Origin of the sequence: Pseudomonas sp. B7 (assembly GCF_016735645.1) — a bacterium.
Lineage (GTDB): Bacteria > Pseudomonadota > Gammaproteobacteria > Pseudomonadales > Pseudomonadaceae > Aquipseudomonas > Aquipseudomonas glycinae.
This window is the reverse complement of record NZ_JAERRE010000007.1, coordinates 68,063-94,267: the sequence shown is the minus strand read 5'-3', so window position 1 is coordinate 94,267 and position 26,205 is coordinate 68,063. Positions and strand designations below refer to the sequence as shown.

Annotated in this window: 24 protein-coding genes; 13 read left to right on the top strand and 11 right to left on the bottom strand. The window is 60.5% G+C overall.

Going from position 1 to position 26,205, the window contains the following annotated elements; translation table 11 throughout:
* Positions 1–33: 33 nt before the first annotated feature.
* The 3 genes from JKA62_RS16860 to JKA62_RS16850 all read left to right on the top strand — a co-directional run bounded on the left by JKA62_RS16860 (position 34) and on the right by JKA62_RS16850 (position 2,062).
* Positions 34–792 carry a DUF2076 domain-containing protein gene (locus tag JKA62_RS16860; RefSeq protein WP_011336064.1) on the top strand — a complete coding sequence of 253 codons (759 nt, stop codon included), beginning with the start codon at positions 34–36 and terminating at the stop codon, positions 790–792.
* A 137-nt stretch (positions 793–929) separates the two neighbouring features.
* The gene (locus tag JKA62_RS16855; RefSeq protein WP_007958730.1) at positions 930–1,409 is read left to right on the top strand and encodes an NYN domain-containing protein; all 480 of its coding nucleotides are present in this window, start codon (positions 930–932) and stop codon (positions 1,407–1,409) included.
* A gap of 41 nt (positions 1,410–1,450) precedes the next feature.
* Complete coding sequence (locus tag JKA62_RS16850; RefSeq protein ID WP_011336063.1) at positions 1,451–2,062, top strand: 3'-5' exonuclease; 612 nt, start codon at positions 1,451–1,453, stop codon at positions 2,060–2,062.
* 21 nt (positions 2,063–2,083) lie between these two features.
* Here the strand turns inward: JKA62_RS16850 and JKA62_RS16845 are convergent, their stop codons facing one another.
* Together JKA62_RS16845 and JKA62_RS16840 are read right to left on the bottom strand one after the other, a co-directional pair.
* Entirely contained in the window at positions 2,084–5,014 is a 2,931-nt protein-coding gene (locus JKA62_RS16845; RefSeq protein ID WP_011336062.1) for a P-loop NTPase fold protein, read from the bottom strand.
* A gap of 146 nt (positions 5,015–5,160) precedes the next feature.
* Positions 5,161–5,613, bottom strand: coding sequence for an Lrp/AsnC family transcriptional regulator (locus tag JKA62_RS16840; protein WP_011336061.1), 453 nt, complete (start codon positions 5,611–5,613; stop codon positions 5,161–5,163).
* A gap of 162 nt (positions 5,614–5,775) precedes the next feature.
* Here JKA62_RS16840 and yedA point away from each other — a divergent pair, with 162 nt between their 5' ends.
* Entirely contained in the window at positions 5,776–6,726 is a 951-nt protein-coding gene (yedA, locus tag JKA62_RS16835; protein ID WP_011336060.1) for a drug/metabolite exporter YedA, read from the top strand.
* 66 nt (positions 6,727–6,792) lie between these two features.
* Complete coding sequence (locus JKA62_RS16830) at positions 6,793–8,133, top strand: DEAD/DEAH box helicase (RefSeq protein WP_011336059.1); 1,341 nt, start codon at positions 6,793–6,795, stop codon at positions 8,131–8,133.
* Positions 8,134–8,374: 241 nt separating this feature from the next.
* On the opposite strand, the gene JKA62_RS16825 is transcribed toward JKA62_RS16830, so the two are convergent.
* Together JKA62_RS16825 and JKA62_RS16820 are read right to left on the bottom strand one after the other, a co-directional pair.
* On the bottom strand, positions 8,375–9,616 hold the full coding sequence (locus JKA62_RS16825; RefSeq protein WP_041475434.1) for a TIGR03862 family flavoprotein: 1,242 nt from the start codon (positions 9,614–9,616) through the stop codon (positions 8,375–8,377).
* Positions 9,617–9,791: 175 nt separating this feature from the next.
* Entirely contained in the window at positions 9,792–10,712 is a 921-nt protein-coding gene (locus JKA62_RS16820; RefSeq protein WP_011336057.1) for a histone deacetylase family protein, read from the bottom strand.
* Positions 10,713–10,795: 83 nt separating this feature from the next.
* Between JKA62_RS16820 and JKA62_RS16815 the strand changes: the two genes are divergently transcribed.
* The 3 genes from JKA62_RS16815 to JKA62_RS16805 all read left to right on the top strand — a co-directional run bounded on the left by JKA62_RS16815 (position 10,796) and on the right by JKA62_RS16805 (position 12,931).
* Entirely contained in the window at positions 10,796–11,365 is a 570-nt protein-coding gene (locus JKA62_RS16815; protein WP_197870498.1) for a GNAT family N-acetyltransferase, read from the top strand.
* Between the two features lie 106 nt (positions 11,366–11,471).
* Positions 11,472–12,341, top strand: coding sequence for an acyl-CoA thioesterase II (gene tesB, locus JKA62_RS16810; RefSeq protein WP_201818735.1), 870 nt, complete (start codon positions 11,472–11,474; stop codon positions 12,339–12,341).
* Entirely contained in the window at positions 12,338–12,931 is a 594-nt protein-coding gene (locus JKA62_RS16805) for an HAD family hydrolase (RefSeq protein ID WP_201818734.1), read from the top strand. The genes tesB and JKA62_RS16805 overlap by 4 nt, the downstream gene beginning before the upstream one ends.
* A gap of 29 nt (positions 12,932–12,960) precedes the next feature.
* On the opposite strand, the gene JKA62_RS16800 is transcribed toward JKA62_RS16805, so the two are convergent.
* The 4 genes from JKA62_RS16800 to JKA62_RS16785 all read right to left on the bottom strand — a co-directional run bounded on the left by JKA62_RS16800 (position 12,961) and on the right by JKA62_RS16785 (position 17,546).
* Positions 12,961–13,914: an alpha/beta fold hydrolase gene (locus tag JKA62_RS16800; RefSeq protein ID WP_201818732.1), complete on the bottom strand. Its 954-nt coding sequence runs from the start codon at positions 13,912–13,914 to the stop codon at positions 12,961–12,963.
* Positions 13,915–14,802: a KPN_02809 family neutral zinc metallopeptidase gene (gene ypfJ / locus JKA62_RS16795; protein WP_201818730.1), complete on the bottom strand. Its 888-nt coding sequence runs from the start codon at positions 14,800–14,802 to the stop codon at positions 13,915–13,917. It lies immediately after the preceding gene.
* Between the two features lie 190 nt (positions 14,803–14,992).
* On the bottom strand, positions 14,993–15,826 hold the full coding sequence (locus JKA62_RS16790) for an aldo/keto reductase (RefSeq protein WP_201818728.1): 834 nt from the start codon (positions 15,824–15,826) through the stop codon (positions 14,993–14,995).
* Complete coding sequence (locus tag JKA62_RS16785; RefSeq protein WP_201818726.1) at positions 15,810–17,546, bottom strand: FAD-dependent oxidoreductase; 1,737 nt, start codon at positions 17,544–17,546, stop codon at positions 15,810–15,812. The genes JKA62_RS16790 and JKA62_RS16785 overlap by 17 nt, the downstream gene beginning before the upstream one ends.
* Positions 17,547–17,723: 177 nt before the next feature.
* Between JKA62_RS16785 and JKA62_RS16780 the strand changes: the two genes are divergently transcribed.
* The 3 genes from JKA62_RS16780 to JKA62_RS16770 all read left to right on the top strand — a co-directional run bounded on the left by JKA62_RS16780 (position 17,724) and on the right by JKA62_RS16770 (position 20,442).
* Positions 17,724–18,500, top strand: coding sequence for an IclR family transcriptional regulator (locus JKA62_RS16780; protein ID WP_201818724.1), 777 nt, complete (start codon positions 17,724–17,726; stop codon positions 18,498–18,500).
* Between the two features lie 181 nt (positions 18,501–18,681).
* A complete protein-coding gene (locus JKA62_RS16775; protein ID WP_201818722.1) occupies positions 18,682–19,497 on the top strand; it encodes a sugar phosphate isomerase/epimerase family protein in 816 nt (271 codons plus the stop codon).
* A 66-nt stretch (positions 19,498–19,563) separates the two neighbouring features.
* Complete coding sequence (locus JKA62_RS16770; protein WP_011336048.1) at positions 19,564–20,442, top strand: DMT family transporter; 879 nt, start codon at positions 19,564–19,566, stop codon at positions 20,440–20,442.
* A 60-nt stretch (positions 20,443–20,502) separates the two neighbouring features.
* Here the strand turns inward: JKA62_RS16770 and JKA62_RS16765 are convergent, their stop codons facing one another.
* Positions 20,503–21,840, bottom strand: coding sequence for an MFS transporter (locus JKA62_RS16765; protein WP_007958787.1), 1,338 nt, complete (start codon positions 21,838–21,840; stop codon positions 20,503–20,505).
* A gap of 273 nt (positions 21,841–22,113) precedes the next feature.
* Between JKA62_RS16765 and quiC the strand changes: the two genes are divergently transcribed.
* Together quiC and JKA62_RS16755 are read left to right on the top strand one after the other, a co-directional pair.
* Entirely contained in the window at positions 22,114–24,015 is a 1,902-nt protein-coding gene (gene quiC / locus JKA62_RS16760; protein ID WP_201818720.1) for a 3-dehydroshikimate dehydratase QuiC, read from the top strand.
* Between the two features lie 102 nt (positions 24,016–24,117).
* Entirely contained in the window at positions 24,118–24,795 is a 678-nt protein-coding gene (locus tag JKA62_RS16755; protein ID WP_201818719.1) for a TetR/AcrR family transcriptional regulator, read from the top strand.
* 33 nt (positions 24,796–24,828) lie between these two features.
* Here the strand turns inward: JKA62_RS16755 and JKA62_RS16750 are convergent, their stop codons facing one another.
* Both JKA62_RS16750 and aroQ read right to left on the bottom strand, forming a co-directional pair.
* Positions 24,829–25,683: a shikimate dehydrogenase gene (locus JKA62_RS16750; RefSeq protein WP_011336044.1), complete on the bottom strand. Its 855-nt coding sequence runs from the start codon at positions 25,681–25,683 to the stop codon at positions 24,829–24,831.
* 5 nt (positions 25,684–25,688) lie between these two features.
* Entirely contained in the window at positions 25,689–26,129 is a 441-nt protein-coding gene (aroQ, locus tag JKA62_RS16745; RefSeq protein ID WP_011336043.1) for a type II 3-dehydroquinate dehydratase, read from the bottom strand.
* Positions 26,130–26,205 lie beyond the last annotated feature (76 nt).

Here is a 26,205-nt window from a genome sequence, read left to right as displayed (position 1 = left end):
GCAACGTTATCCCCGGCAATCTACGAGGTCGCCATGAACAGCGAAGAACAAACCCTGATCGATGGACTGTTTTCCCGGCTGCAACAGGCCGAAACGGAGGCAGCCCCGCGCGACGCCCAGGCCGAGGCGCGGATCAAGGAACACCTGACGCGCCAGCCGGCCGCAGGTTATTTCATGACCCAGGCGATTCTGGTGCAGGAGGCTGCCCTCAAGAGCCTCGACGAACAAAACAAACAACTGACTCAACAGGTCAAGCAATTGCAGGCAGAACTGCAGTCGGCCAAGGCGCAGAGCGCGCTGCCGGCCTCCAGCGGTGGCGGCTTCCTGTCGAGCATCTTCGGTGGCAGCAGCCCGCGCCCGGCACCGACCCAGAGCGCCCCGGCCTCCACTGGCGGCTGGCGTGAACCGGCACCGCAGCAGAACTTCGGTGCGCCCGCGCCGCAACAGAACTTCGGCGCGCCACCACCGGGTTATGGCCAGCAACAAGCGGCCCCGGCGGCGGGCAGCAGCTTCCTCGGCGGCGCCCTTAAAACAGCGGCCGGTGTGGCCGGTGGCGTGATGCTGGCGCAAGGCATCAGCAGCCTGTTCCATCACAACCAGCAGCCGGAAGAAATCGTCGAAGTCATCAAGGAAGAGCCGGCTCAAGTCAACGACCAGAGCAACAACGGCTGGGGTGATGATCAGCGCATGGCCAACAACGACTCCTACGGTAATGACCAGGGCGGCTTTACCGACACCGACTACAGCGATGACAACTCATCGTTCTTCGATGACGACGATTCCTTCGTCTGACTCACCATTCGTCCGGGGCGCCTGAGCGCCCCGGGCCGATTATTCGCGGAACCTTCCTTCGGGCTGGCATACTGAGCGCCTTTTTCGGGCCTGGTGCCTGATCCGGCTCATGCGCGTCAGCGCTCACAGGAACTCCGGTGAAAAAAATCGCAGTGTTCGCCGATGTGCAGAACCTCTACTACACCGTGCGTCAGGCCTATGGTTGCCACTTCAACTACGCGGCGCTGTGGGCGGATGTCAGCCAGCACGGGCAGATCGTCGAGGCCTACGCCTATGCCATCGACCGGGGCGACAGCAAACAGCAGCAGTTCCAGCAGATCCTGCGCAACCTCGGTTTCACCGTAAAACTCAAACCCTACATCCAGCGCAGTGACGGCTCGGCCAAGGGCGACTGGGACGTGGGCATCACCCTCGACATCATGGACGCCGCCGATCACGTCGACGAAATCGTCCTGGCCTCCGGTGATGGCGATTTCGACATGCTGCTCGAACGCATCATCAACAAACACGGCGTGCAAGCGGTGGCCTACGGCGTTCCCGGCCTGACGGCCAACTCGCTGATCCGCGCCGCCAGCCGTTACGTGCCGATCGAAGGCGCGCTGCTGTTGAAAAATTGAGCGCAAGCTCAAGCATTGATTTGGACGGAGTACCACCCGGTTTGGAACGCATTGCAGTCATCGACTTTGAAACCACCGGCATCTCGCCGAGCAGCAGCTGCCGGGCCACGGAAATCGCCGTGGTCATGCTGGAAAACGGCCGCATCGTCGAGCGCTACCAGAGCCTGATGAACGCCGGCGTCCGCATCCCGGCCTTCATCGAACAACTCACCGGCATCAGCAACGCCATGCTGCGCACCGCGCCTTCGGCGGAAAAGGTGATGAACGAAGTCAACGAATTCGTCGGCTGCACACCCCTGCTGGCGCACAACGCCGCGTTCGACCAGAAGTTCTGGGACTTCGAACTGGGCCGGATCAAACGCACCCGTTTGCAGAACTTCGCCTGCTCGCTGCTGCTGGCCCGCCGCCTGATGCCGGCGGCGCCGAACCACAAGCTCGGTACGCTCACGACCTTTGCCCAACTGCCGCATACCGGTCAGGCGCACAGGGCGATGGCGGATGCGGAGATGGCGGCGAATCTGATGGTGCACTTGGCAGGTGAGCTACGGGACAAACACGGTGTGAGCGAGTTGTCCCATGAATTGTTGTGTAAGTTGCAGAGGGTGCCGGCTGCGAAGGTGGGTGATCATCTTCAGCGCTACAAGGTGCGGTAGCGCTGCGGAATTTCGATCAGGTTACAGAGTTTCTCCTCCGGCGGTTTTCTCGGGCAGGAACAGGCTGTCCAGCGCGCGGAAAGCAAGTCGCAGGTCACTATGGAAGGTCGGTTGCGAGTAGGTCTTGTAGATCACCCTGTCTTTCTCTTCGTCCGTTCTGGTTTTTATGGCCTCATGGTTGTTTTTCCAATAATTTTCAAGCTGTTCATTGTCGAGGTTGTTTAAGAGAGCCGAGAGACCGGATTTATCCTCTGGATTGTTGATGTCTTGGAGCGTGTTGTTTGCGAAGTTCAATAGATATTCGGCGAAATGAAGTAGGCCGTTGGGGCTTTTCGGGTCGAAGCAAATCGAAAACAGATACTCCGAAAAAGCTTTGGAGATGCCATGGTTGTCTTCAAGGCCGCTTTCGTCGAAGACCCCAAAATCATCGATGATTAAGTTCCCAAGTTTGGATGTGATGGTGTCCTTTATTTCGTGCTTCTTGCGATTGACTTTTTCTTCCCAGATTTTGGTGTCTTTTGATTCGGTGAGGATGGTTTTATAGCGCCCGAAGAGGGCGATTGAATTTATGGAATCGATCTCGGCGAGAATGTTCTTACCGCTTTCGATGTATTGTCGCCTGAACAGGCCGAATATGAACTGACTGATCTCTCGCGCCTGGTCCTTCGTCTCTTCTACACGATCTGAGTATAAAGTCCTTTCATTACCGTGCAGTATAAGGGCTTGCCAAAGTCGTTCGCGCTTGGTCTTAATCGTGCAGTGGTGCCGAAATGTCATCAGGTCATGCAGGCCCAACGCGCCGCGCTCTGGAGGGGCCAGCTTCGAGATGATCCCGATGCTTCCATTGTCATCCCCATACACGAGTTTGATGATGGCGGACTCCGCCGGAGAAAGATGTGGAACGGAGCTTTTTTCCAAACTAGTGATGTTCTCGTCTAGGAGCTTCGCGATATACCGGACGGCGGTGCTGCGAAACTCATTGAGTTCATCACCGTTGAGCAGGGAGTAGTTGGGCAACGTATCGATCAGGTACTCAATGATCGTGACGGCTTTGTCTGTTTCAAGAGCGCCGCTATGGCTTGTCACGATTCGCCAGAATTCATGTAGCCCTGACTCATTATCCAAAGGTGGAAACTCGGATATTTGATCGAGATAGGGCTTGATCGCGTTGGTCTTGAACAGTTCGTCTTTCTTGTTCAGGAGAAATCGATGGGATTCCCATGAAATAGGTCTGGAAAGCTTGGCGATGAGATGGAGGTGCTTTTCCAGAGGTCGATGCTTGTCCTGAAATACTGCCCTTGAGCGTTTCTCGGATTCTGGAAAGTGGTCGGCACTCTCAGGCGGCGCGTCGAACAGCTTGGATAGCAGGAACTTTATGCTTGAGGTCTCGGAAAGCTTCGCTTTGAAGGAATCGTAAAACTCAGAGTTTTTTAGACTGTTGCCTTGTTGAATCCAGCTGAACGTGCCGGACTTTCCGCTGGTCTCGCTCTCATAGATCTTCCGGAATGTTGATGGCGAGTAGATGAGGATCAGGATCAGATGAAGGAGGTCACGTTTGTTGAAATCATTATTGTGGAAGTCGACTTTGTCGATGTCCAGTAGTACCAGTGTGTTGATGAGTCGCTTGATTTTTCGAATATCACCGATGAAAGGTGTGTAATGAGGAAAATCCTTGTCGTTGAAAAGATTGATCAGTTCACGGGATAGCAGATTGAGTTCTTTAGCGCCGTCACTGGAAATGTTCAATGTTTTGCTCAGTACGCTATCAAAGTAGCGTTTCACAAAGGCCGTGAGGTCTTGGGCGCCGAGGAAGATACTCGTTTTGATGTTAATAAATTTTTCGAGGAATTCCTGGGTCTTTTCGGAGTCTGGGTTTTCCGGTGTGACATTTATCTTTGAGGTGTCATAGCAGATGACGTAGCTAATGTTGGGAAGCCTGAAGCTGCGTTTTATTGAAAACAAAATGCTTTTGGCCGATGACCAGTGCATTCGGTCGAGATCATCAACGATTACAATTATTCTGGTGTTGATGTTGTTTAAGACATACTCCATTTCCTCGAGGGTAGCGTCGATCGAGTCATTGTTGAGAGAGAACGTCGTTTTTATATCAAGCAAAGAAGTTTTCTTCTTGTCCTTGACCAGATTTTCGTAACGCTTGAATAGCGGGCGTAACGACGGCGCGAAAACATGTTGTTGAATGGTGCTGATGAGATCGTCGACGAATTTCTCTGTTAGGTCAGTGCCATCCTCATAGCGCAAGGGCTCAAAGTGATGAACGATGATGCTTTGTCCCTCCTTCTTTTCCCAGTAGTTACAGCAGAGCTTCACGAAACTCGACTTTCCCGCACCCCAAGGTGCATCGATGCCGAACACCAGACTTTCGGATGAGCCTCCATTGAGCACACGCTCGGCAAAGATGTCGGCCTGTTCCTTGACGTTCAGCAAATCCTCTTCAGACTCCTCAATCACACGATCGCTAATGAAATAGGTGTGGGATTTGCCTTTCTTGAACGTCTGCAGGAAGGCTCTGATCATTGCCATCCACGCGATGAGCACTGGGGAAGCAGACATGCAGGCGAGTTGAGAGAAATTCAGCTTTTCCAGGTGCTTTGCATAGAATTCGTTGCCGAACCCGTCGCTGCTGAACGAAAGGTAAAAACCGAGCAGCGTGACGAGCAGCAAGTCGAGCCGGCAGCTTTTGATCAGTTTGCACGATGTATCGAGGGCGCCTCGGCTGGTGGCATAGATCAGACATGAGGCGACGACAGCCAATGTCGTAAGCACGAGGATCCAGAAATTCAGCTGCAACGACACGAGATGTTTGTTTAACAGAACCCCAATGATCCGACCGATGGCCCAGGCCTCGCCGGCGAGGATACCTGAGAGGAAGAACTGCAGGAGGGGGGTAATTTCGCTGGCACGCAGTCCCTTGCTGTATTGCGAAAGGCGCATTCTCTTTCCTTGTGAATTGGCGGACGTTGCGGGCCGTGAACCGAGTCGCTCCGCAGGGTAAAGGGCTGCATGTTATCCATGCCGTCACATTTACCCAAGCTGCGGACGGCCATTCGCGGGGCGGTAAGCAAAGTGGGCGCCTGCCGTTACATATTGCTACCTTCAATATGCCCCAACGGCACCCGCTTCTCTATCGCACTCGACAACACGATCGACGTCTTGCTGAACCCGAATTTCGCCACCCGGTTGATCAGCTCTTCCAGCTCGGTCATCGAGCCCACAGCCGCCTGCATTATCACGCACGGGTCGCCGGTGACGCGGTGGCATTCGGTGAGTTGCGGAATTCTGATCAGTTCGTCGTACACCTTCGGGTTGCCGTGCTGGTTCAGGCGCAGTTCGATGACGCACTGGATCGGCAGGCCGAGCTTGGCCATGTCGACTTTGGCCGAGTAGCCGGTGATGACGCCGCTGGCCTCGAGTTTGGCCACGCGCTCGGCGACGGCGGGGGCGGAGAGGTTCACTTTGCGGGCGAGGTCGGCGTAGGACGCGCGACCGTTTTCGAGCAGGGCGCCGAGCAGCATGCGGTCGTATTTGTCCAAGGTCGGACTCCTGAAATGCCAGACTTTCGAAATCGCGGTTTAAGCCGTCGATCTCCGTGTTTTCAAAAGTGTACCGGCGCTATAAACAGGTTTTGTAACTTATTTTTAGCGGTTGGCCTTTCTAGAATAACCCATCCCCTGAGTCTGACTTTCGAGCTGCCCATGTCTGCCTTGCGCCGTTTTTCCTTGCCCTTGATCGCTGCGTTTTTTGCGTTGTACGTGATTTGGGGATCGACCTATCTGGTGATCCGCATCGGCGTCGAGTACTGGCCGCCGCTGATGCTCGGCGGCGTGCGCTTCGTGATTGCCGGCACGCTGATGTACGCGTTCCTGCGCTGGCGCGGGGCACCGGCGCCGACCTGGGCGCAGTGGAAAGCGGCGGGGATCATCGGGATTTTGTTGCTCAGTTTCGGCAACGGCGCGGTGACCTTGGCCGAGCACAGCGGCGTGGCGTCGGGTGTTGCCGCATTGGCGGTGGCGACGGTGCCGCTGTTCACTTTGCTCTGCGGTTATCTCTGGGGCACGCGCAACACCCGCCTGGAGTGGGCCGGGGTGGTGATGGGGATTATCGGTATCGCGATGCTCAACATGGGCTCCAACCTGCAATCGAGTCCGCTGGGCGCGGCGTTGCTGATTTTCGCCGCGGCGAGCTGGGCTTTCGGTTCGGTGTGGAGCAAACACCTGCCGTTGCCTCAAGGTGCAATGGCCAGTGCCGTGGAAATGCTGGTCGGTGGGGCGGTGTTGCTGATCGGTAGCGCGGCCAGCGGTGAACACCTGCAGGCTATGCCGCCGCTGGAAGGCTGGCTGGCGCTGGCGTACCTGATCTTCTTCGGCTCGATCATCGCCTTCAACGCTTACATGTATCTGTTGAAAAACGTTCGTCCTGCGGCAGCCACCAGTTATGCCTACGTCAACCCGGCGGTGGCGGTGTTGCTGGGGATCGTGTTTGTCGGCGAGACCATCGGCATCGAAGAAGCGCTGGCGATGCTGGTGATCATCGGCGCGGTGGTGCTGATCAGTCTCCCACAGTGGCGGCGTCCGGCGCGGCCACCAGTGGTCAGCGAGCCGGCTGCCGCAGCGAAGGTCATAGCGACGGAGCAGCGTGCGAATTAGGGTAAACTGCGCGCCATCGCATACTCGTTTTGCACAATCTGCTCTGATTTTTCCTACGGTACTCCCATGACTTTCGCCACCCTTGGCCTGATCGAACCCTTGCTGCGCTCCCTCGAGAAGCTCGGCTACCAGACCCCGACGCCGGTGCAGGCGCAAGCTATTCCGGTCGTGCTGGCCGGTCGCGACCTGATGGCCGCGGCCCAGACCGGCACCGGCAAGACCGCCGGTTTTGCTTTGCCGCTGCTGCAACTGCTGGCGATGGAAGGGCCGAAAGTCACCGCCAACTCGGTGCGCGCGCTGATTCTGGTGCCGACCCGCGAGCTGGCCGAGCAAGTCCACGAAGCCGTGCGCCAGTACGCTGAGAACCTGCCATTGCGCACTTACGCGGTGTACGGCGGCGTCAGCATCAACCCGCAGATGATGAAGCTGCGCGGCGGTGTCGATCTGTTGGTCGCGACCCCGGGCCGTCTGCTCGACCTGTTCCGCCAGAACGCGCTGAAGTTCAACCAGCTGCAAACTCTGGTGCTGGACGAAGCCGACCGCATGCTCGACCTGGGCTTTTCCGAGGAGCTGGCGAACATTTACCGCGCGCTGCCGAAGAAGCGGCAGACGCTGCTGTTCTCCGCGACGTTCTCCGATGACATCCGCCTGCTGGCCGGGCAGATGCTCAACGATCCGCAGAGCATCGAAGTCAGCCCGCGCAACGTGGCCGCCAACACCGTCAAGCAGTGGGTGGTGACGGTGGACAAGAAGCGCAAGCCGGAACTGTTCGTGCACTTGATGCGCAAGAACAAGTGGAAGCAGGTGCTGGTGTTTGCCAAGACCCGTAATGGTGTGGACGCGTTGGTCGAGAAACTTCAGGGCCTGGGCGTGAACGCCGACGGCATCCACGGCGACAAGCCGCAAGCGACCCGGCAGCGGGCACTGGACCGTTTCAAACTGAGCGAAGTGCAGATTCTGGTGGCCACTGATGTTGCTGCCCGTGGTCTGGATATCGAAGATTTGCCGCTGGTGGTCAACTTTGATCTGCCGATCGTGGCCGAGGATTACATTCACCGTATCGGCCGGACTGGCCGCGCGGGTTCGACCGGTGAGGCGATTTCGCTGGTGTGCGCTGATGAAGTGAACATGTTGTCGGCGATTGAAATGCTCACCCGCAGCACCTTGAAGCGCGAGATCGAACCGGACTTTGTGCCCGAGCACCGCGTGCCGGACACCGATGCCAGTGGTCAGGTGATCAAGAAACCGAAGAAACCGAAGAAACCGAAAGCTTCCGGTGGCGGTGGTGGCAAGCGCAATCTGGGCAAGTGGGTGGACAGCGGCGAGACTCAGGCGCCGGAGCCTTCGATCAAGCCTGTGCGCAAGGTGCCGGTGTTCAATACCGGGCCGCGCAAGCGTAAGCCTTAAAGATTGCCTTAAAGATCAAAAGCCCCCTCACCCTAACCCTCTCCCGGGGGGAGAGGGGACTGACGGAGTTGTTTTTGCGAGTTACGCCGACCTGAAATACCGAGTCGACCTCTGGACTTAAAGAGCACTTAATCGATGAATCCATAATCGGCTCGGTCTTTCAGGTCGATGTATGACGCCAGACACCGCGGTCGGCTCCCTCTCCCTCCGGGAGAGGGCTGGGGTGAGGGGTGAGGGCGACTCAGCTTTTACGTCGTAACCAGTCCAGCATTCCCAACCCCGCCGCCCGGCCACTGGCAAAACACGCCGTCAGCAAATACCCACCCGTCGGTGCTTCCCAATCCAGCATCTCCCCCGCACAGAACACCCCCGGCAACGCCTTGAGCATCATCCGCTCATCCATCGCCTCGAACGTCACCCCGCCGGCACTGCTGATCGCCTCATCCAGCGGCCGGGTTTTCACCAGCGTCAGCGGCAAGGCTTTGATCGCCCGGGCCAACAACGCCGGATCGGCAAACGTTGCAGCGTCAGTGAGTTCTCGCAGCAACGCCGCTTTCACCCCATCAATCCCCACCTGACTGTGCAGATGCTTGGCCATCGAGCGCGAACCCCGAGGTTTGCTCAATGCCGCCTGCAATTTATCCACAGGGCGGCCGGGCAGCAGGTCGATGTGAATGGTCGCGACACCGTGGACATTGATCGCCTCACGTATCGGCGCCGACAGCGCGTAGATCAGGCTGCCCTCGATGCCGGTCGCGGTAATCACGCATTCACCCAGACGAGGGACGTCGTCGTTCAAACCGATGGCGATATTTTTCAGCGGCGCGCCGGCGAATTTGCTGACCATCACTTCGCTCCAGGCCTGCACCTCGAAGCCGCAATTGCTCGGCTGCAACGGCGCCAGGCCTACACCGCGCTGCTCCAGCGGCAGCATCCACGCGCCGTCGGAGCCAAGCCGCGACCAGCTGCCGCCGCCGAGGGCGAGCAAGGTGGCGTCGGGGTTGAGGGTTTTCTCGCCCTCCGGGCTGTCGATGCGCAACGCGCCGTTTTCGTCCCAGCCGAGCCAGCGGTGGCGGGTGTGGATAACCACGCCGCTGTCGCGCAGGCGCTTGAGCCAGGCGCGCAGCAATGGCGCGGCTTTCATGTCGGTGGGGAACACCCGGCCAGAGCTGCCGACGAAGGTTTCGATGCCCAGTTCATGGATCCAGCGGCACAGTGCGTCGGCGTCGAACGCTCGCAGCAGCGGGGCGATGTTCGGGGCGCGTTCGGCGTAGCGCGAGAGGAAGGCCGGCCAGGCTTCGGAATGGGTGATGTTCATGCCGCCGACCCCGGCCAGCAGGAACTTGCGGCCCACCGAGGGCATGCCGTCGTACAGGTCGACGCGGACTCCGCCCTGGCTCAGCACTTCGGCGGCCATCAGGCCGGCGGGGCCACCGCCGATGATGGCGACGTGAGCGGAAGGGGCGGCGGAAGTCTGGGTCATGGCAGCGGCAATAGCGTGGCGGAATAAGCCGCGCATTCTAGCAGCAGCGACCCTCGTCAGGTCTGATCAAAAAACAACCAGTGCGCTGCAGGCCATGTTCAGCATGGGCTGTAGTCCCTTTCGCTCAGGTTATCCACAGGCCGTTCCACAGCCATTGTGGGTAACGCAGCACAACTCAATGACAACCCGATGACTGCCAGACGCGCTGCGCACTGTGATGCAGGATCCCGTGACGGCGGGCGAGGGCGTGGCGATCCTTGCTGTAACCACCGCCGATCACCCCGACCACCGGGATGTCGCGGCCCAGGCAGTGGCGCATCACGCTTTCATCGCGGGCGGCGACGCCTTCGTCGGTCAGTTGCAGATAACCGAGGGCGTCGTCCTTGTGCACGTCGACGCCGGCGTCGTACAGCACCAGATCCGGCTGATACAGCGGCAGCAGATAGTTGAGCGCGTCATCGACAACCTTCAAGTAGTCGGCGTCGCCCATGCCGTTGGGCAGCGGAATGTCCCAGTCGCTTTCGGCCTTGCGTGCAGGAAAGTTCTTCTCGCAGTGCAGGGAAACGGTGATCGCTTCCGGGGTGTTGTGCAGAATTCGTGCAGTGCCGTCGCCCTGATGCACGTCGCAGTCGAAGATCAGCACCCGGTTCACCCGGCCGCTTTGCAGCAGGTAGTGGCTGATGATCGCCAGGTCATTGAAGATGCAGAACCCGGCGGGGTAATCGTAGTGGGCGTGATGGGTGCCACCGGCGAGGTGACAGGCCAGGCCATGTTCCAGGGCTTTCTCTGCCGCGAGAATCGAACCGCCGACCGCCCGCACCGTGCGTCGGGCCAGCGCTTCGTTCCACGGCAGACCGAGGCGCCGCTGGTCTTCGCGGGACAACTCGCCACTCATGTAGCGCTCGATATAACTGCGGTCATGGGCCAGGGCGAGAATGTCGGCAGGGCACAGTTCAGGGCGCAGCAGGTCTTCGTCGCGGGTCAGGCCGCTGTCCACCAGGTGATCGCGCAGCAGGCGGAACTTGTCCATGGGAAAGCGGTGATCCGCCGGAAACTCGGGGCTGTAGTCTTCGTGGTAGATCAACGGCAATGGCATGGCGGACTATTCATAAAGGCTGTAGGAAAGAGTGCAAAGCCTACCAGCGATGTAGACTTGCGGCATGGAAACGGAGGGGCACGATGGAGCCGATACTTGAGCTGGAAAGCGCGAGACTGCTGATGCGCCAGTGGCAGGACGCGGATTTGCCGGCATTTGCGGCGATGTGCGCCGATCCGCAGGTGATGCGCTACTTTCCCGCGCCCTTGAGCCGGCTGGAAAGCGCCGCGCTGATCGGCCGGGTACGCGGGCATTTTGCCGAGCACGGTTACGGCCTGTGGGCGCTGGAGCGCAAGGACAGCGGCGAGTTCATCGGTTTTACCGGGCTCGGCGTGGTCGGTTTTGATGCGCCGTTCACACCCGCGGTGGAAATCGGCTGGCGGCTGGCCAAGGAACACTGGGGCCTCGGTTATGCCAGCGAGGCGGCGTGGACTGCGCTGCGCTGCGGTTTTGACCGGTTAGCCCTGAAGGAAATCGTGTCCTTTACTGCGCAGAGCAATCTGCCGTCGGAAAAAGTCATGCAGGCGATCGGCATGCATCACGATCCAGCCGACGATTTTGATCACCCGAAACTGGCGGTCGACCATCCGTTGCGTCGACATGTGTTGTACCGCATCACCCGGGAGCAATGGCTGCAGACCCTGCATGGCTAAGCCGACACGGACGTTTACAATGGCGCGATCAGTGGCTCGCGCCAGAATCTGAATTGGCCGCCGCAGTCAGGACTGCGCGGCATAGCGTTGTGTGAGGAGAGTCTGAATGAGCCAAGTGTTGGAAGATCTGGTGGATCTACTGACCCTCGAACCGATCGAGGAAAACCTGTTCCGTGGTCGCAGTCAGGATCTGGGCTTTCGCCAGTTGTTCGGCGGCCAGGTGCTCGGCCAGTCGCTGTCGGCGGCCAGTCAGACCGTTGAAGAAGCGCGTCATGTGCATTCGATGCACGGTTATTTTCTGCGTCCGGGCGATGCCAAGTTACCGGTGGTCTACTCGGTGGACCGCGTGCGTGACGGCGGCAGTTTCAGCACCCGCCGCGTGACCGCGATCCAGAAGGGCCACCCGATTTTCACCTGCAGCGCTTCGTTTCAGTACGACGAAGAAGGCTTTGAACACCAGAGCCAGATGCCGCAAGTGGTCGGCCCGGAAAACCTGCAGTCGGAGCTGGAACTGACCCAGCAACGTGCGCACCTGATCCCGGAACACATGCGCGAAAAGCTGCTGTGCCCGAAGCCGATCGAAGTGCGCCCGGTCACTGAAAAAGACCCGTACAACCCGCAACCGGCGGACCCGATCAAGTACGTGTGGTTCCGTGCCGACGGCGCGTTGGCCGACATCCCGGCGCTGCACAAATACCTGCTGGCCTACGCCTCGGACTTCGGTCTGCTGACCACCTCGATGCTGCCGCATGGCAAATCGGTCTGGCAGAAAGACATGCAGGTCGCCAGCCTCGACCACGCTTTGTGGTTCCACAACGACCTGCGCGCCGATGACTGGTTGCTCTACGCCATGGACAGCCCGTGGGCCGGCAATTCGCGTGGATTCTCCCGTGGCAGCGTGTTCAACCGTGCCGGGCAACTGGTGGCGTCGGTGACCCAGGAAGGCCTGATCCGCCATCGCAAGGACTGGGCATGAGTCTGGCGGAAGTGCGGCACTGGGTGTTCGACATGGACGGCACCCTGACCGTCGCCGTGCACGACTTCGCGGCGATTCGCGTGGCGCTGGCGATCCCGCCGGAGGATGACATCCTCACCCACCTCGCGGCGTTGCCGGCCGAGGAAGCGGCGGCGAAACATGCGTGGCTGCTGGAACATGAACGCGATCTGGCGCTCGGCTCGACCCCGGCGGTCGGTGCCGTGGAGCTGGTGCGCGACCTGCACGCCCGGGGCTATCGCCTCGGTATCCTGACCCGCAATGCGCGGGAGCTGGCCCATGTGACGCTGGAGGCCATCGGCCTGGCTGACTGTTTTGCGGTGGAGGATGTGCTGGGTCGTGATGAAGCACAGCCAAAACCGCATCCCGGTGGCCTGCTGAAACTGGCCGAGGCCTGGCAAGTGCCGGCGAGCGAGATGGTGATGGTCGGTGATTACCGGTTTGATCTTGATTGCGGCCGGGCCGCGGGGGCGCACACGGTGCTGGTAAACCTGCCGGATAATCCGTGGCCGGAGCTGACCGACTGGCATGCGAAGGATTGTGTGGAGTTGCGGCGGATGTTGTTCGCCTGAAAAGAAACGGGGGCTTCGGCCCCCGTTTTTTATTGCTCGAACAGTGCTTTCTGGCCTTCCGGCGAGGTCAGCATGCCGTCGCCGTTATGCCCGACGCCGGGCACTTCGATCAGTCGCTGATTGACCCCTTCAGGGTGACGACGCAGCAAGTAACCGAAAAACAGCTTCCCGCGCTCCAGTCGATATGCCCCTTGGGCTTTGGCGGCGCAACTCTTGTCCAGCGCCGGATGTTGCGGGTCGGTGTCCTGCTGGCCCAGCAGATAAATTACCTCGCGTTTGACGTAACGGCCTTCAAGCTGCGCGGGCGTTTGCCCACCCGAGTAGATCGGCGGGTCCATCAGTCCGTACTTCCAGCGGTTGAAACCCGGACACTTCGCATGATCGAAGGCCACGGGGCGTTGCTCATTGAAGTAGGCGTAGGACGACGGGTTGGCGACCACGTAGCGCAAGCGAATGCCTTCGGTCTTGAGCGCCGGTTGTTCCTGGGCCAGCAGCGCATAACGCTGCACCACCTGCGCGCCGCCGGAGTGACCGAAGATCACGATCTGCTTCACGTCTGGAAACTGCTTGCGATCGCTCAGCCGCCCGACGATTTCGTCCAGTGCGGCGTAGGAACTCAGCGGGTTCGGCCCTGTGGATAACCCGCCGCCCATCCAGTCGTTGCCTTGCCAGCGCAGCACGCTGGCGGGTAACGAGTAGAGCGACACATCGCTTTCGTTGAGAAACTGCGGGGCGATCACCAGGGTGTTGGCGGTTTGCCCGGCCAGTTCCGCCGCGACTTCACCGCTTTTGCGATAGGTCTCGGCGTTACGCAGACGGCCATGAATGACGATCAGCACGCGCTCGATTTTCGCCGGCGCCGGGCCGATGCCCACCGCCATTTCGCCGGCCTGCAATTGCAGGCGCCCGGGACTGATTGCGTCGACGCCGGCCGCTTGGGCGGTGCCGCCGATGAACAGTAAAGCCAACAGCCATTTATGCATTTACAGGTTTTTCGCCGCAAAGGTATCGCACTGGCCGACCTGGCCCTGGGCGAATCCGGTTTTGAACCAGCGCACCCTTTGCGCCGACGTACCGTGGGTAAACGAGTCCGGCACCACGCGGCCCTGACCCTGTTGTTGCAGGCGATCATCACCGATGGCGTTCGCTGCGTTCAAGGCTTCTTCGATGTCGCCCGGTTCCAGCCAGTTCAAGCGTTTCTGCGCGGTGTAGGCCCAGACCCCGGCCAGACAATCGGCTTGCAGTTCCTGACGCACAAGCAGTCCGCCGTCACCTTCCATCTGCCGGCCTTGCTGGCGGGCTGTCTGAATTTTCGCCGAGACACCGAGAAGCGTCTGCACATGGTGTCCGACTTCATGAGCGATCACGTAGGCCTGGGCGAAGTCGCCGGCGGCCTTGAAGCGTTGGGCCATTTCCTGGAAGAACGCCATGTCGAGATAGACTTTCTGGTCCGCCGGGCAATAGAACGGGCCGGTGGCCGAGGTCGCCAGACCGCAGGCGGAATTGACCCGGTTGCTGAACAGCACCAGGGTCGGATCCTTATATTGCCGGCCGGCCTGCTGGAAGATCGCGCCCCAGGTGTCTTCGGTGTCGCCGAGGATCGAGCGCACGAATTCGGCCTGTTCATCGTTGGCCGGCGGTGCCTGACGGGTTTGCGAAGTAGGGGCCGATTGTTCGGTCATCTGCCCGGTGAGCTGACCGAGAATCTGCAGCGGGTCCTGGCCGGTGATCCAGCCGATGCCGACGATCAGCAGGATCGCCCCGAGACTCAGCCCCTTGCCACCGCCGAAGCGCATGCCACCGCCACCACCCATGTCATCGCCACGGGCATCGACGACGTTGTCACTGCGTCGGCCTTTTTTCCATAGCATGTGGGAATCCTCTGTCTGATCGTGGTGATGAGTGTTGCTGGTGTGTGAGTGTGGCGCCACTCCGGTCGTCCGTCTATTCGTACACACGCACAAAGGCCCGGCCTCGGGGTGACGAGGTCGGGCCTGTTATTGACGGGCAGGAGCGCCGGGAATTCAATCCGCCGGCGGATTTCTTTCGCCGGGTCAGGTATCAGCGGTCGAAGGCATCCCACACCGGCGCGAAGTCCGGGCTGACCTGACGTTCGCGCTTGGGCAGCGCGGCGATCAGCGCCCGGTCGTCATCATCCAGTTCGACATTCAGCGAGGCCAGGTTGGCCAGTTGATTGGTCTTGCTGCTGGCCTTGGGAATCGCCGCGACGTTGTCCTGATCCAGCAGCCACTTCAGCGCGATCTGAGTCGGCAGCACGCCGTGTTTTTCGGCGATCTGCTGAATCTGTGGAATCTCCGAGACCTTGTTGCGCGCCAGTGGCGTGTAGGCCGTCAGCGCCAGATCGTGTTGACGGGCGTAGTCGAGCAGGGCGTTTTGTCCGAGCAGGACGTGGTACTCGATCTGGATGGCTGACAGAGGGATGCCGTATTCCTCGACGACTTTGCGCAGCAGCGGCAGCGGAAAGTTCGCCACACCGATGTTGCGAGCCAGACCTTGCTCCTTGAACGACGCGAGGGTTTCAAGGGTGTGCGGCAGGTCCCAGTCAGTGGTCGGCCAATGGATCATGAACAGATCGACATATTCGCTGCGCAAGGCCTTGAGGCTGCGATCCAGCGAGTGACGCATGGCGTCCGGTTGCAACTGATCCCACCAGACCTTGGTGGTGACGTGGATCTGCTCGCGGGGTGTCGGGGTATTCGCCAAGGCTTGTCCGACTGCGTCTTCGTTGTTGTAGGCGGCTGCCGTGTCGATGTGGCGGTAACCGAGTTCCAGCGCTTGCTCCACGGCGCGGGTGCATTCGTCGCCAAGCATCGGCCAGGTGCCGAGGCCGAGTTTTGGCAGGTTCAGTCCTTGTCTGTTAACGATGTGCTGCATGGTCGATCTCCTGTTCGAAAGCCGTGACGCCCGCCATGTGCCGGGCGGCGATGTAACCGAACGTCAGCGCCGGTCCGAGGTTGATCCCGCCCGCCGGGTAATGCCCGCCCATGATGCTGGCCATGTCGCCACCGGCGGCGTACAGCCCGGGGATAGGCCGGTCTTCGGTGTCGAGCACTTGTGCATGCGGGTTGACCTTGAGCCCGGCGAAGGTGCCGAAGCAACCAGGCTGCACCTTCACCGCGTAGAACGGGCCTTGTTCTATAGGGGCCACGCACGGGTTGGGCTGTTGTGCCGGATCGCCCTGTTTGCGGTTGTACGGGGTCGAGCCGCGACCGAACAACGGGTCTTTGCCGTGCCGGGCATGGTGGTTGTAGTCATGCAGAGTGGCGCGTAAACCGATCGGATCGATGCCGCATGCGGTGGCCAATCCCTCAAGGGTATTGCCGGTTTTCAGATAGCCGCTGCGGATAAAACCTGACACCGGAACCGGAAACGGACGAGACATGCCGAGCCCGTAACGCCGCTGGAACGCGCGGGTGCAGATCAGCCAGGACGCGACCTCTTCGCCTTCGGGAGCTGCAGCGACCATGGCGCTGACATAGTCGTAATAGCCGTTGGCTTCGTTGACGAAGCGCTGGCCGTTGCGCAGCACGCCGATGACGCCCGGTTTGCCACGTTCGATGATGTGCGGGAAATGGCCGATGCTGCCGTCGGAATGTGGCACCTGCGAGACCGGGGCCCAGGCGACTGGCGAGGCCACATCGGTGTTGACCCGGCCCCCGACGGTTTTACCCAGTCGCAGGCCGTCGCCATTAACTCCCAAGGGTGGCAGCGCCCAATGTTCATGACCGGTGGGCGTACGAGGCAACAACGCTCTGCGCCGCTCGATGTCATTGGCGAACCCACCAGCGGCGAGCACCACGGCTTTGCGGGCATGGACATTGAGCGGGCCTTTTGTGGTGTTCACGCGAGCGCCGGTGATGCGTGATTCATCGCGCAGCAGTTCGGTCACCGGTGCCGACTCCCACAGCAGAACGCCGAGGTCTTCGGCGGATTTCCCCAGCCGCGCCACCAGCGCCACGCCGTTGACCAGTTGCATCGCCCGGCCGTGCAGTGCCAGGTCCAGCAGGTGGCGAGTGAAACGTCGGGTCACGTGCCAGGCTGCCGACAACGAGCGAGTCAGATTGAGAAACGCCGACAGGTCCGCACCGGCCATGATCGGCATGCCCATGAACGATGTTTCGCGCATGGTTGTGCGAAGACGCTTGAGCAGGCGCCCGACCTTTCGTCCGTCATAGGGGGCGGCAATCACCGAGCGTCCGCCGTTGCCGGCGCCCGGTGTTTCACCGTGGATGTCGGCGATGGCGTTGCCGTCGGCGAATTGCAGGGCGGTGTGTTGTTCGAAGAACGCCACCATACGCGGGCCGGCCTCAAGGAAGGCGTCGATCATGGCTGGGTCGTAATGCTCGCCGAGTTCGTGGCGCAGATAGGTGCGCGGCAGTTCCACGTCTTCAACGATCCCGGCGCGCCGGGCCAGCGGATTGCACGGCACCCATGCCCAGCCGCCGGACCACGCGGTAGCGCCGCCGAACACGGGATCCTTTTCCACCACGATGACCTTCAAGCCATGCCAGGCGGCGGTGACGGCGGCCGACAAACCGGCGGCGCCGGAGCCGACCACTAGAACGTCGCAGTCGATATCGGGAAGGGCAGACATCAGCAAGGGCTCCAGCAATCAATTATTTTTAGAATCATGTTCCAGAAAATAACCAGTGAGGAGGAAGCAGATCAACTGACTGACGCGCAAAGTGGGCGGTTATCGGACGCCGGGTTCCAGATTTCGCATTCCTCGGGATGTCTTCTAGAATCGGCGAAATTTCATCGAGAGCGCACCATGGCCGGCAGTCAAATCGAACGGGTTTTCAGCGTGCTGGAAAGCCTCACCAGTGATCCGCGCGGGCTGCCGATGCAGACCCTGGCCGAGCAACTGGACATTCCGAAGAGCGCGACGCACCGCTTGCTCGCCGAGCTGATTCGCCTGGGGTATGTGCGGCAGAATCCGGAAACGTTGCGTTATCACCTGTCGACCAAACTGGTTGCCATGGGCTTTCAGTACCTGTCGAGCAGCGGTGCCGATATCGTGCAGCCGGTGCTCGATCGGCTGGCCCAGGAAACCGGTGAGCTGGTGCGTCTGGGCGTGATCGACGGCGAGCGCCAGACCTGGATCGCCAAGGCCCAGGGCGCGCGCATCGGTCTGCGTTACGACCCGGACATGGGCCGCGATGCGCCGCTGTTCTACACCGCGTCGGGCCATGCGTGGCTGGCGTGCATGAGCGATGCCGAGGCGTTGTCGCTGGTCGAGCGCCAGGGCGCGGAGGTGCCGGCGGATATCGGGCCGAACGCGCCGCGCTCCAATATTGAACTGCTAGAACGCCTGCGCGTGGCACGGGAACAGGGCTATGCCTGTGTCGAGGAAAGTTCGGCGGTAGGCACTTCGGCGATTGCCGCCGTAGTGAAACATCCCGCCGATGGCCGGGTGATCGGCGTGCTCAGCATCGCCGGCCCCAGCGCCCGGATGCCGGGGGTGCGATTGCATGACCTGGCGCCGTTGCTACTGACGTTTACCGAGGAATTGTCGGCAGCCAGCCTGGCCTCGGAGTTGTTCGTTTAAACAAAGCTGTGCGCTGTTCGCCCACTTTTCAATCAGGTGGGTGGGATAATCTGGAACCGGGTTCTAAATTGTCGATGGAGTGGCTATTCCCACAACAATCACAAGAGGATCGCACCTTGAACCCGCCCCTTCGAATCGGCATTGGCTACGCCACTTCACCGGAATTGGCCGAGGCGCGGCCATGAGCGAGCGAATTCTGTCCCTGGCCAGCCTGACCGTCCTCGAATTGTCGCCACCCGACATGGTCGAGGTCGCGGCCCGTGCCGGTTACAGCCATGTCGGCCTGCGCCTGGAGCCGGCGACGCCCGAGGAGTATCACTTCCCGTTGGTAGCCGATGGCGATTTGCGGCGTCAGACACTGGCGCGTTTGCGTGACACCGGAATCGGCGTGCTCGACGTGGAAATCCTTCGATTGAAACCGCAGACAGTGGTCGCGGATTTCGAGCCACTGCTCAGCGTTGGCGCGGAGTTCGGCGCCAGTGAATTGCTGGTCGCCGGTAACGATCCTGACGAACAGCGGCTCACCGATCATTTCGCAGCACTGTGCGATCTGGCAGCGCCCTACGGTTTGCATCCGCATCTGGAATTCATGCCGTGGACCGATGCGCGCAATCTCGAACAGGCATTGCGCGTCGTCGACAACGCCGGGCGCGAAAACGGTGCGGTGCTGGTGGATGCGTTTCACTTTGACCGCTCCGGTTCGCGGCTGGAAGATCTGGCCGGTGTGCCGGCTTCGCGGCTGCGCTACGCACAGTTGTGCGATGTTGCCGGGCCGAGGCCAACGGACATGGCCGAGATCTTGCGTCAGGCTCGCAATGAGCGCCGGTTTCCCGGCGAGGGCGATTGTGACCTGATCGGGTTGTTGCACAGTCTTCCGGCTAACCTTCCCCTGAGTCTGGAAATTCCCACGGTCAAATTGCTGGAGCAGGGCGTGAGCGGATTGCAGCGGGCGCAAATGGCGATCGACCGGACACGGGAATTGTTGGCCCGGCTTTAAGTCTGCTTCAAGGGGCGAGGGCGCCTGCGTCCTCGTCACCGTTTATTTTTCATTCAGAGAGAGCCAATGACCGTCAGCACTCCGCTTTCCGGCGTCAACCAACCCTTCAAGGGGATCTTGCTGATTGTCGTGGCAACCTTCCTGTTCTCCAGCCACGACGCGCTGTCGAAATACCTTTCGGGTTTTTATCCGATCGTGATGGTGGTGTGGGCGCGGTATCTGGTGCACACGCTGCTGATGGCGGGGATTTTCCTGCCGCAGTCCGGGCTGCGCGTGCTGCGCACCAAACGCCCGTTGTGGCAGTTGGCACGGGCGTTGTGCCTGCTGGGCACCAGTCTTTTTTTCACCACGGCGTTGCTGTACATCCCGCTGGCCGAAGCCACGGCGGTCAACTTTCTTGCGCCGGTGCTGGTGACGGCGCTGTCGGTGCCGCTGCTCAAGGAACGGGTGACGCGCGGTCAGTGGATCGCGGTGGTGTGCGGATTCATCGGTGTGCTGATCATCGTCCATCCGGGCGGTGAACTGTTCACCCCGGCGATTTTGTTGCCGTTCTGCTCGGCGCTGTTTTTCTGCTTCTATCAGTTGCTCACCCGCAAGCTCGCGGAAGTCGACAGCCCGACCACCAGCAACTTTTTCGCCGGGCTGTGCAACACGCTGGTGATGAGTGCACTGGTGCCGTTCTTCTGGCAGGTGCCGAGCCTGGGGCATGCGTTGTTGATGCTGGCGCTGGGCAGTTGCGGAATGACCGCGCACCTGTTTCTGACCCAGGCATTCCGCCATGCCGCGCCGGCGTTGCTGGCGCCGTTCGGTTATTGCCAGATCGTGTTTGCGGGGTTGCTGGGCTGGTTGCTGTTTGCTCACACGCCAACCCTGATGACGGTGATCGGGATCGCGGTGATCTGTTGCAGCGGGCTGGCGGCAGCGTGGCAGCAGAGCCGGCGCTAAAAGCAAAACCGGCCTGAAAACAGGCCGGTCGGTGCAGGAAGGTTATTCAGTATTGGAAGGCTACTCAGTGACGGTAGGAATCTTGCGCGGTGCCATGAAGTACATCCAGGTCAGGGCAATGAAGTACATCGCCGGGATCAGAGTGAACAGCACGGTGTAGTTGTTGTTGGTGACGGTCAGGATGTGGCCGACGATCTGGGTCATGAACATCCCGCCGATCGCCGCGCACATGCCGCCGAAACCGAACACCGTGCTCATCATGTGCTTGGGCGTGTAGTCCATCACCAGGCTCCAGATGTTGGCGGTCCAGGCCTGATGCGCGCCGATGGCCAGGGAGATGGCGGCAACCGCGATCCACAGGTTGGCGGAGCCGGCGGCCATGACCACACCAATGATGCAGCAGGCGAACAGGAACATCGACAGCAGTCGAGCCTTGATCGAGTTCATGCCGCGACCGATCAGGAACGAAGACAGAATCCCGCCGCCCACGCTGCCGAAGTCGGCGGTGACGTAGATGATGATCAGCGGAATGCCCATCTGGGTGACGTTGATGCCCAGGTTGTATTGCTGATTGAGAAACGGCGGCAGCCAGTACAGGTAGAACCAGAACACCGGCGCGGTCAGCGAGTAGGCGAGGGCGAAGGCCCAGGTGCCGCGCATGCGCAGGATTTTCGAGAACGGCACGCGGGCCTGTTCCGGTTCGACTTCTTTCTGGATGTATTCCAGCTCCGACTGTTTCACGCTCGGGTGATCTTCAGGGTTGAAATACTTCAGGCCCCAGAACAGCAGCCAGATCCCGCCCAGCGCCGACATGCACAGGAACGCGGCCTGCCAGCCCCACACGTGAAGGATCAGTGGCAGCAGCATCGGAGTGAACATCGCACCGACGTTGGTGCCGGCGTTGAAGATGCCGGTGGCCACGGCGCGCTCGCCGGCCGGGAACCACAGGCGCGTGGTCTTTACGCAGGCCGGGTAGTTCGCCGCTTCAGTCAGGCCGAGGATGAACCGGCAGACCATGAAGCCCACCGCCGAGGTCGCCAGACCGTGGGCACCGGTGGCCAGGCTCCAGAGCAGCACCGCGCAGAAGAACACGCGCTTGACGCCGACCCGGTCGATCAGTCGTCCTTGCAGCACGAAGCCGATCGCGTAGCCGACCTGAAACCAGAAGTTGATGTTGGCGTAGTCCATCGCCGTCCAGCTCATTTCCTTGGCAAGGATCGGCTGCATGACGCCGAGGGCGGCGCGGTCGATGTAATTGAGGGTGGTGGCGAAAAATACCAGCGCCAGCATGCCCCAACGGGTCTTGCCGACGGCCATGGCGCCGCGGATCTTGTCGCCGATGCCACCCGTGGCAGTGCTCATGGCCGGAGCCATGCGGGAAGTCTGTGAAGGAATCATGTGTTCCACCCGTTTTTGGATTTGTTATTTGGTGTGCTTTTTTTGTGCACGCTGCGACCGGTGGTTCAGTTCCGGACTCAAGGTGAAAGGGATGTTGGGCAGTGGACGAAAAATCGTCAATTCGCCAAACCGGCATTGTGTTCGATAATCGCACGCAAAACTAACCGGGTAGTACAGTTTAAATTGCTCAATGAAAAACCGGGACCAATAATTCGCTCACCCTATAAAAGCGGCGCAATTTTCGTAGCCGACGTCTCCACCGGGAGTTGAAACATGCAGCGATCCATTGCCACCGTCTCCTTGAGCGGAACCCTGCCGGAAAAACTGGAAGCCATTGCCGCCGCCGGGTTCGACGGAGTGGAGATTTTCGAGAACGATCTTCTGTATTACGACGGCAGCCCCCGGGAAATCCGGCAGATGTGCGCCGACCTCGGAATCGCCATCACGCTGTTCCAGCCGTTCCGCGATTTCGAAGGCTGCCGCCGCGATCGCCTGGACCGCAATCTGGAACGGGCCGAGCGCAAGTTCGACCTGATGCAGGAACTGGGCACCGACCTGGTGCTGGTCTGCAGCAACGCCTCCCCCGACAGCCTCGGCGATCAACAGATCCTCATCGACGACCTGCGCCTGCTGGCCGAGCGCGCTGGTGCCCGTGGCCTGCGCATCGGCTATGAGGCGCTGGCCTGGGGCCGTCATGTGAACACTTATCAACAGGTTTGGGACATCGTGCGTCAGGCCGATCACCCGGCCCTCGGCGTGTTGCTCGACAGCTTCCACACCTTATCGCTCAAGGGCGATCCACGGGCGATCGCCGAGATTCCCGGTGACAAGATTTTCTTCGTGCAGATGGCCGATGCGCCGATCCTGGCGATGGACGTGCTGGAGTGGAGCCGGCATTTCCGCTGCTTCCCGGGGCAGGGCGAATTCGATCTGCCGGGCTTCCTCGCACCAATTATTCAGAGCGGCTACACCGGGCCGCTGTCGCTGGAAATCTTCAACGACGGCTTCCGCGCCGCACCGCCTCGCGCCAATGCGGCCGACGGTCTGCGTTCGCTGCTGTACCTGGAGGAGAAAACCCGCCAGCGTCTGGAGCAGGAAATCCGGCCTGTGGATAACCGCGACATCCTCTTCGAAACGCCGAAGGCCAGCGAGTACAACGGCATCGAGTTTCTTGAGTTCGCCGTGGATGAAAGCCTCGGGGCCAAGCTGTCGAACTGGCTGGAACGGCTGGGTTTCGTCAAGGCTGGCCAGCATCGCTCCAAGAGCGTCAGCCTGTTGCGTCAGGGCGATATCAACCTGATCCTCAACTCCGAACCCTATTCGTTCGGCCACAGCTTTTTCGAGGCCCACGGCCCGTCGCTGTGCGCCACCGCCGTGCGGGTCAAGGACAGCACCAGTGCGCTGGCCCGCGCCGTCGCCTATAAAGGTCAGCCGTATCGCGGACTGGTCGGCCCCAACGAGCTGGAGCTGGCGGCGGTGCGTGCGCCGGACGGCAGCCTGATTTATCTGGTGGATCAGGAGGCGGATGTCTACGGCACTGACTTCAATCTGCTGCCGGATGCGGTAGCGCGTGGCGGCCTCAAGCGCATCGATCACATGGCCATGGCGCTGCCGGCGGACAGCCTCGACAGTTGGGTGCTGTTCTACAAGAGCCTGCTGGATTTCGAGGCCGATGACGAAGTGGTGCTACCGGATCCTTACGGGCTGGTGAAAAGCCGTGCCCTGCGTAGCCGCGACAGTTCGATCCGTCTGCCGCTGAACATTTCCGAGAACCGCAACACCGCGATCTCACATGCGCTGTCGAGTTATCGCGGCTCCGGGGTGCATCACATCGCCTTCGATTGCGACGATATCTTCGCCGAAGTCAGCCGGGCGAAAGAGGCGGGCGTGCCGTTGCTGGACATTCCGCTGAATTATTACGACGACCTGGCGGCACGTTTCGATTTCGATGACGAGTTTCTCAGCGAGCTGGCCTACTACAACGTGCTGTACGACCGCGATGCGCAGGGTGGCGAGTTGTTCCACGTCTACACCGAGCCGTTCGAAGGGCGTTTCTTCTTCGAGATCATCCAGCGCAAGAACGGTTACGCCGGTTATGGCGCGGCCAACGTCGCGGTACGGCTGGCGGCGATGGCCAAATCACGCAGTGGCGCCGTTCGCCAGGCGAAGTTGTAGGAAATTCGTAAACGCGGGATTAAACACCGGCCGCGCGGCTTCCTTCACTGGGGCGCGCGGCCCATAATCGCCAGCCTGTGCAGTGATGGCCGTGAGCCCGCAATGACAATGACTTCAGAACTTCCCGCAGCTTCCGCTCTACCCGCGGCAGAGCCGCGCAAAAGTCGCAAGAACAACCCGGAAAAGACCCGCGAGAATATCCTGCAGGAGGCGATCGTCGAGTTCGTCCAGCAGGGGCTGTCCGGCGCTCGCGTCGATGCGATCGCCGAGCGCATCCACACCTCCAAGCGCATGATCTATTACTACTTCGGCAGCAAGGAGCAGTTGTACGTCGAGGTGCTGGAGAAGCTCTACGGCGATATCCGCAACACCGAGAACCGCCTGCACCTGGCTGAATTGCCGCCAGTGGAAGCGATCCGGCGTCTGGTGGAATTCACTTTCGATCACCACGATCGCAACGTCGATTTCGTGCGGATCGTCAGCATCGAAAACATCCACAACGCCGAGTACGTGAAGCGTTCCGACGCGATCAAGGCGATGAACAACACCATCCTCGATTCCCTGGGCGAGATTCTGCGTCGCGGTGCTGAAGAAGGGGTGTTCCGCGCCGGGCTCGACGCGCTGGACGTGCATCTGCTGATCAGTTCGTTCTGCTTCTATCGCGTATCGAACCGCCATACGTTCGGTGAGATCTTTCAGATCGACCTGCCGGACGAAAGCATCAAGCAGCGTCATCGCGAGATGATTTGCGAGTCGGTGCTGCGCTACCTGCAAGCGTGACTGAAGTCGAGGGGGCGTCGCCCCCTCACGGTTTTATCCATTCATGCTTTGAAAATGCGCGAGCATTCGCTGCGCATCCGGCACTCTGCCGCTGAACAGCTCAAACGCTTTCACCGCCTGAAATACCGCCATGTTGCCGCCGTCCAGGGTTCGGCAACCCAGGGCGCGGGCGTTGCGCAGTAGTTCGGTTTCCAGCGGGAAATACACGATCTCCGCTACCCACAACTCGGGTCGCAGCAATTCCGTCGGCACGGGCATGCCTGGCAATTTGGCCATGCCCATCGGCGTGGTGTTTACCAGGCCATTCGCCTGACTCAGTGTGCTCGCCAGATCATGCCCGGCAACCGCCCGGCCAGCGCCGAAATGCTGGTTGAGGTTGTTGGCCAGGCTTTCGGCGCGCTCCACGTCCACATCAAAAATGCTCAGTTGCTGTACGCCTTCGCTCAACAAGGCGTGGGCCACGGCTGCGCCTGCGCCACCGGCGCCCATCTGGACCACACGTTCGCGGGCGACGTCTGGCAGCCCGCGACGAAAACCTTCGGCAAAACCCAGGCAATCGGTGTTGTGGCCGACGCGTTTGCCGTCCTTCAGCACCACTGTGTTCACGGCGCCGATGCCTCGGGCTTCCGGAGACAATTCATCGAGCAGCGGGATGATTGCCTGCTTGCACGGGAAGGTGATGTTCAGCCCGGTGTAATTCATGCGTTCGGCGGCCAGCAGCAGGTCGGGCAGGGCGTTGCTGTCCAGTTGCAGTTGATCGAGATCGATCAGCCGGTACAAGTAACGCAGGCCCTGTTCGTCACCTTCGTGTTCATGCAGGGCCGGGGTGCGGGAGGCCTGGATGCCGGCACCGATCAGCCCGGCGAGTATCACGTTGTTGCGATTCATGCGGATCACCCCTTCAGCCGCTGGCTGAAATGTTCCAGGGCCAGGCGATAGCCGTGGCTGCCGAAGCCGCACATCACGGCGGTGGCGATGGCGGAGACGAACGAGTGATGACGGAACGGCTCGCGGGCGTGGACGTTGGACAGGTGCACTTCGATCACCGGCAATTCGCTGGCGACCAGAGCGTCGCGGATCGCGACCGAGGTGTGAGTCCAGGCGGCCGGGTTGATGACGATGCCGGCGCAGCGCTGGCGGGCGCCGTGAATCCAGTCGAGCAGTTCGCCTTCGTGGTTGGTCTGACGAAACTCCACGGCCAGGCCGAATTCTTCGGCGGCGCGCCCGCACAGGGCAGAGATATCGGCCAGGGTTTCGTGACCGTAGGTCGCCGGTTCACGGGTGCCGAGCAGGTTCAGGTTCGGGCCGTTAAGCACCAGAACGATAGGGGGCATGGGGGGCAAACTCCACTTATTGTTTTTGGCTTGGGCCGAAGGTTTCGACCTGTGGAGTTAAATTGTACTAGATGGT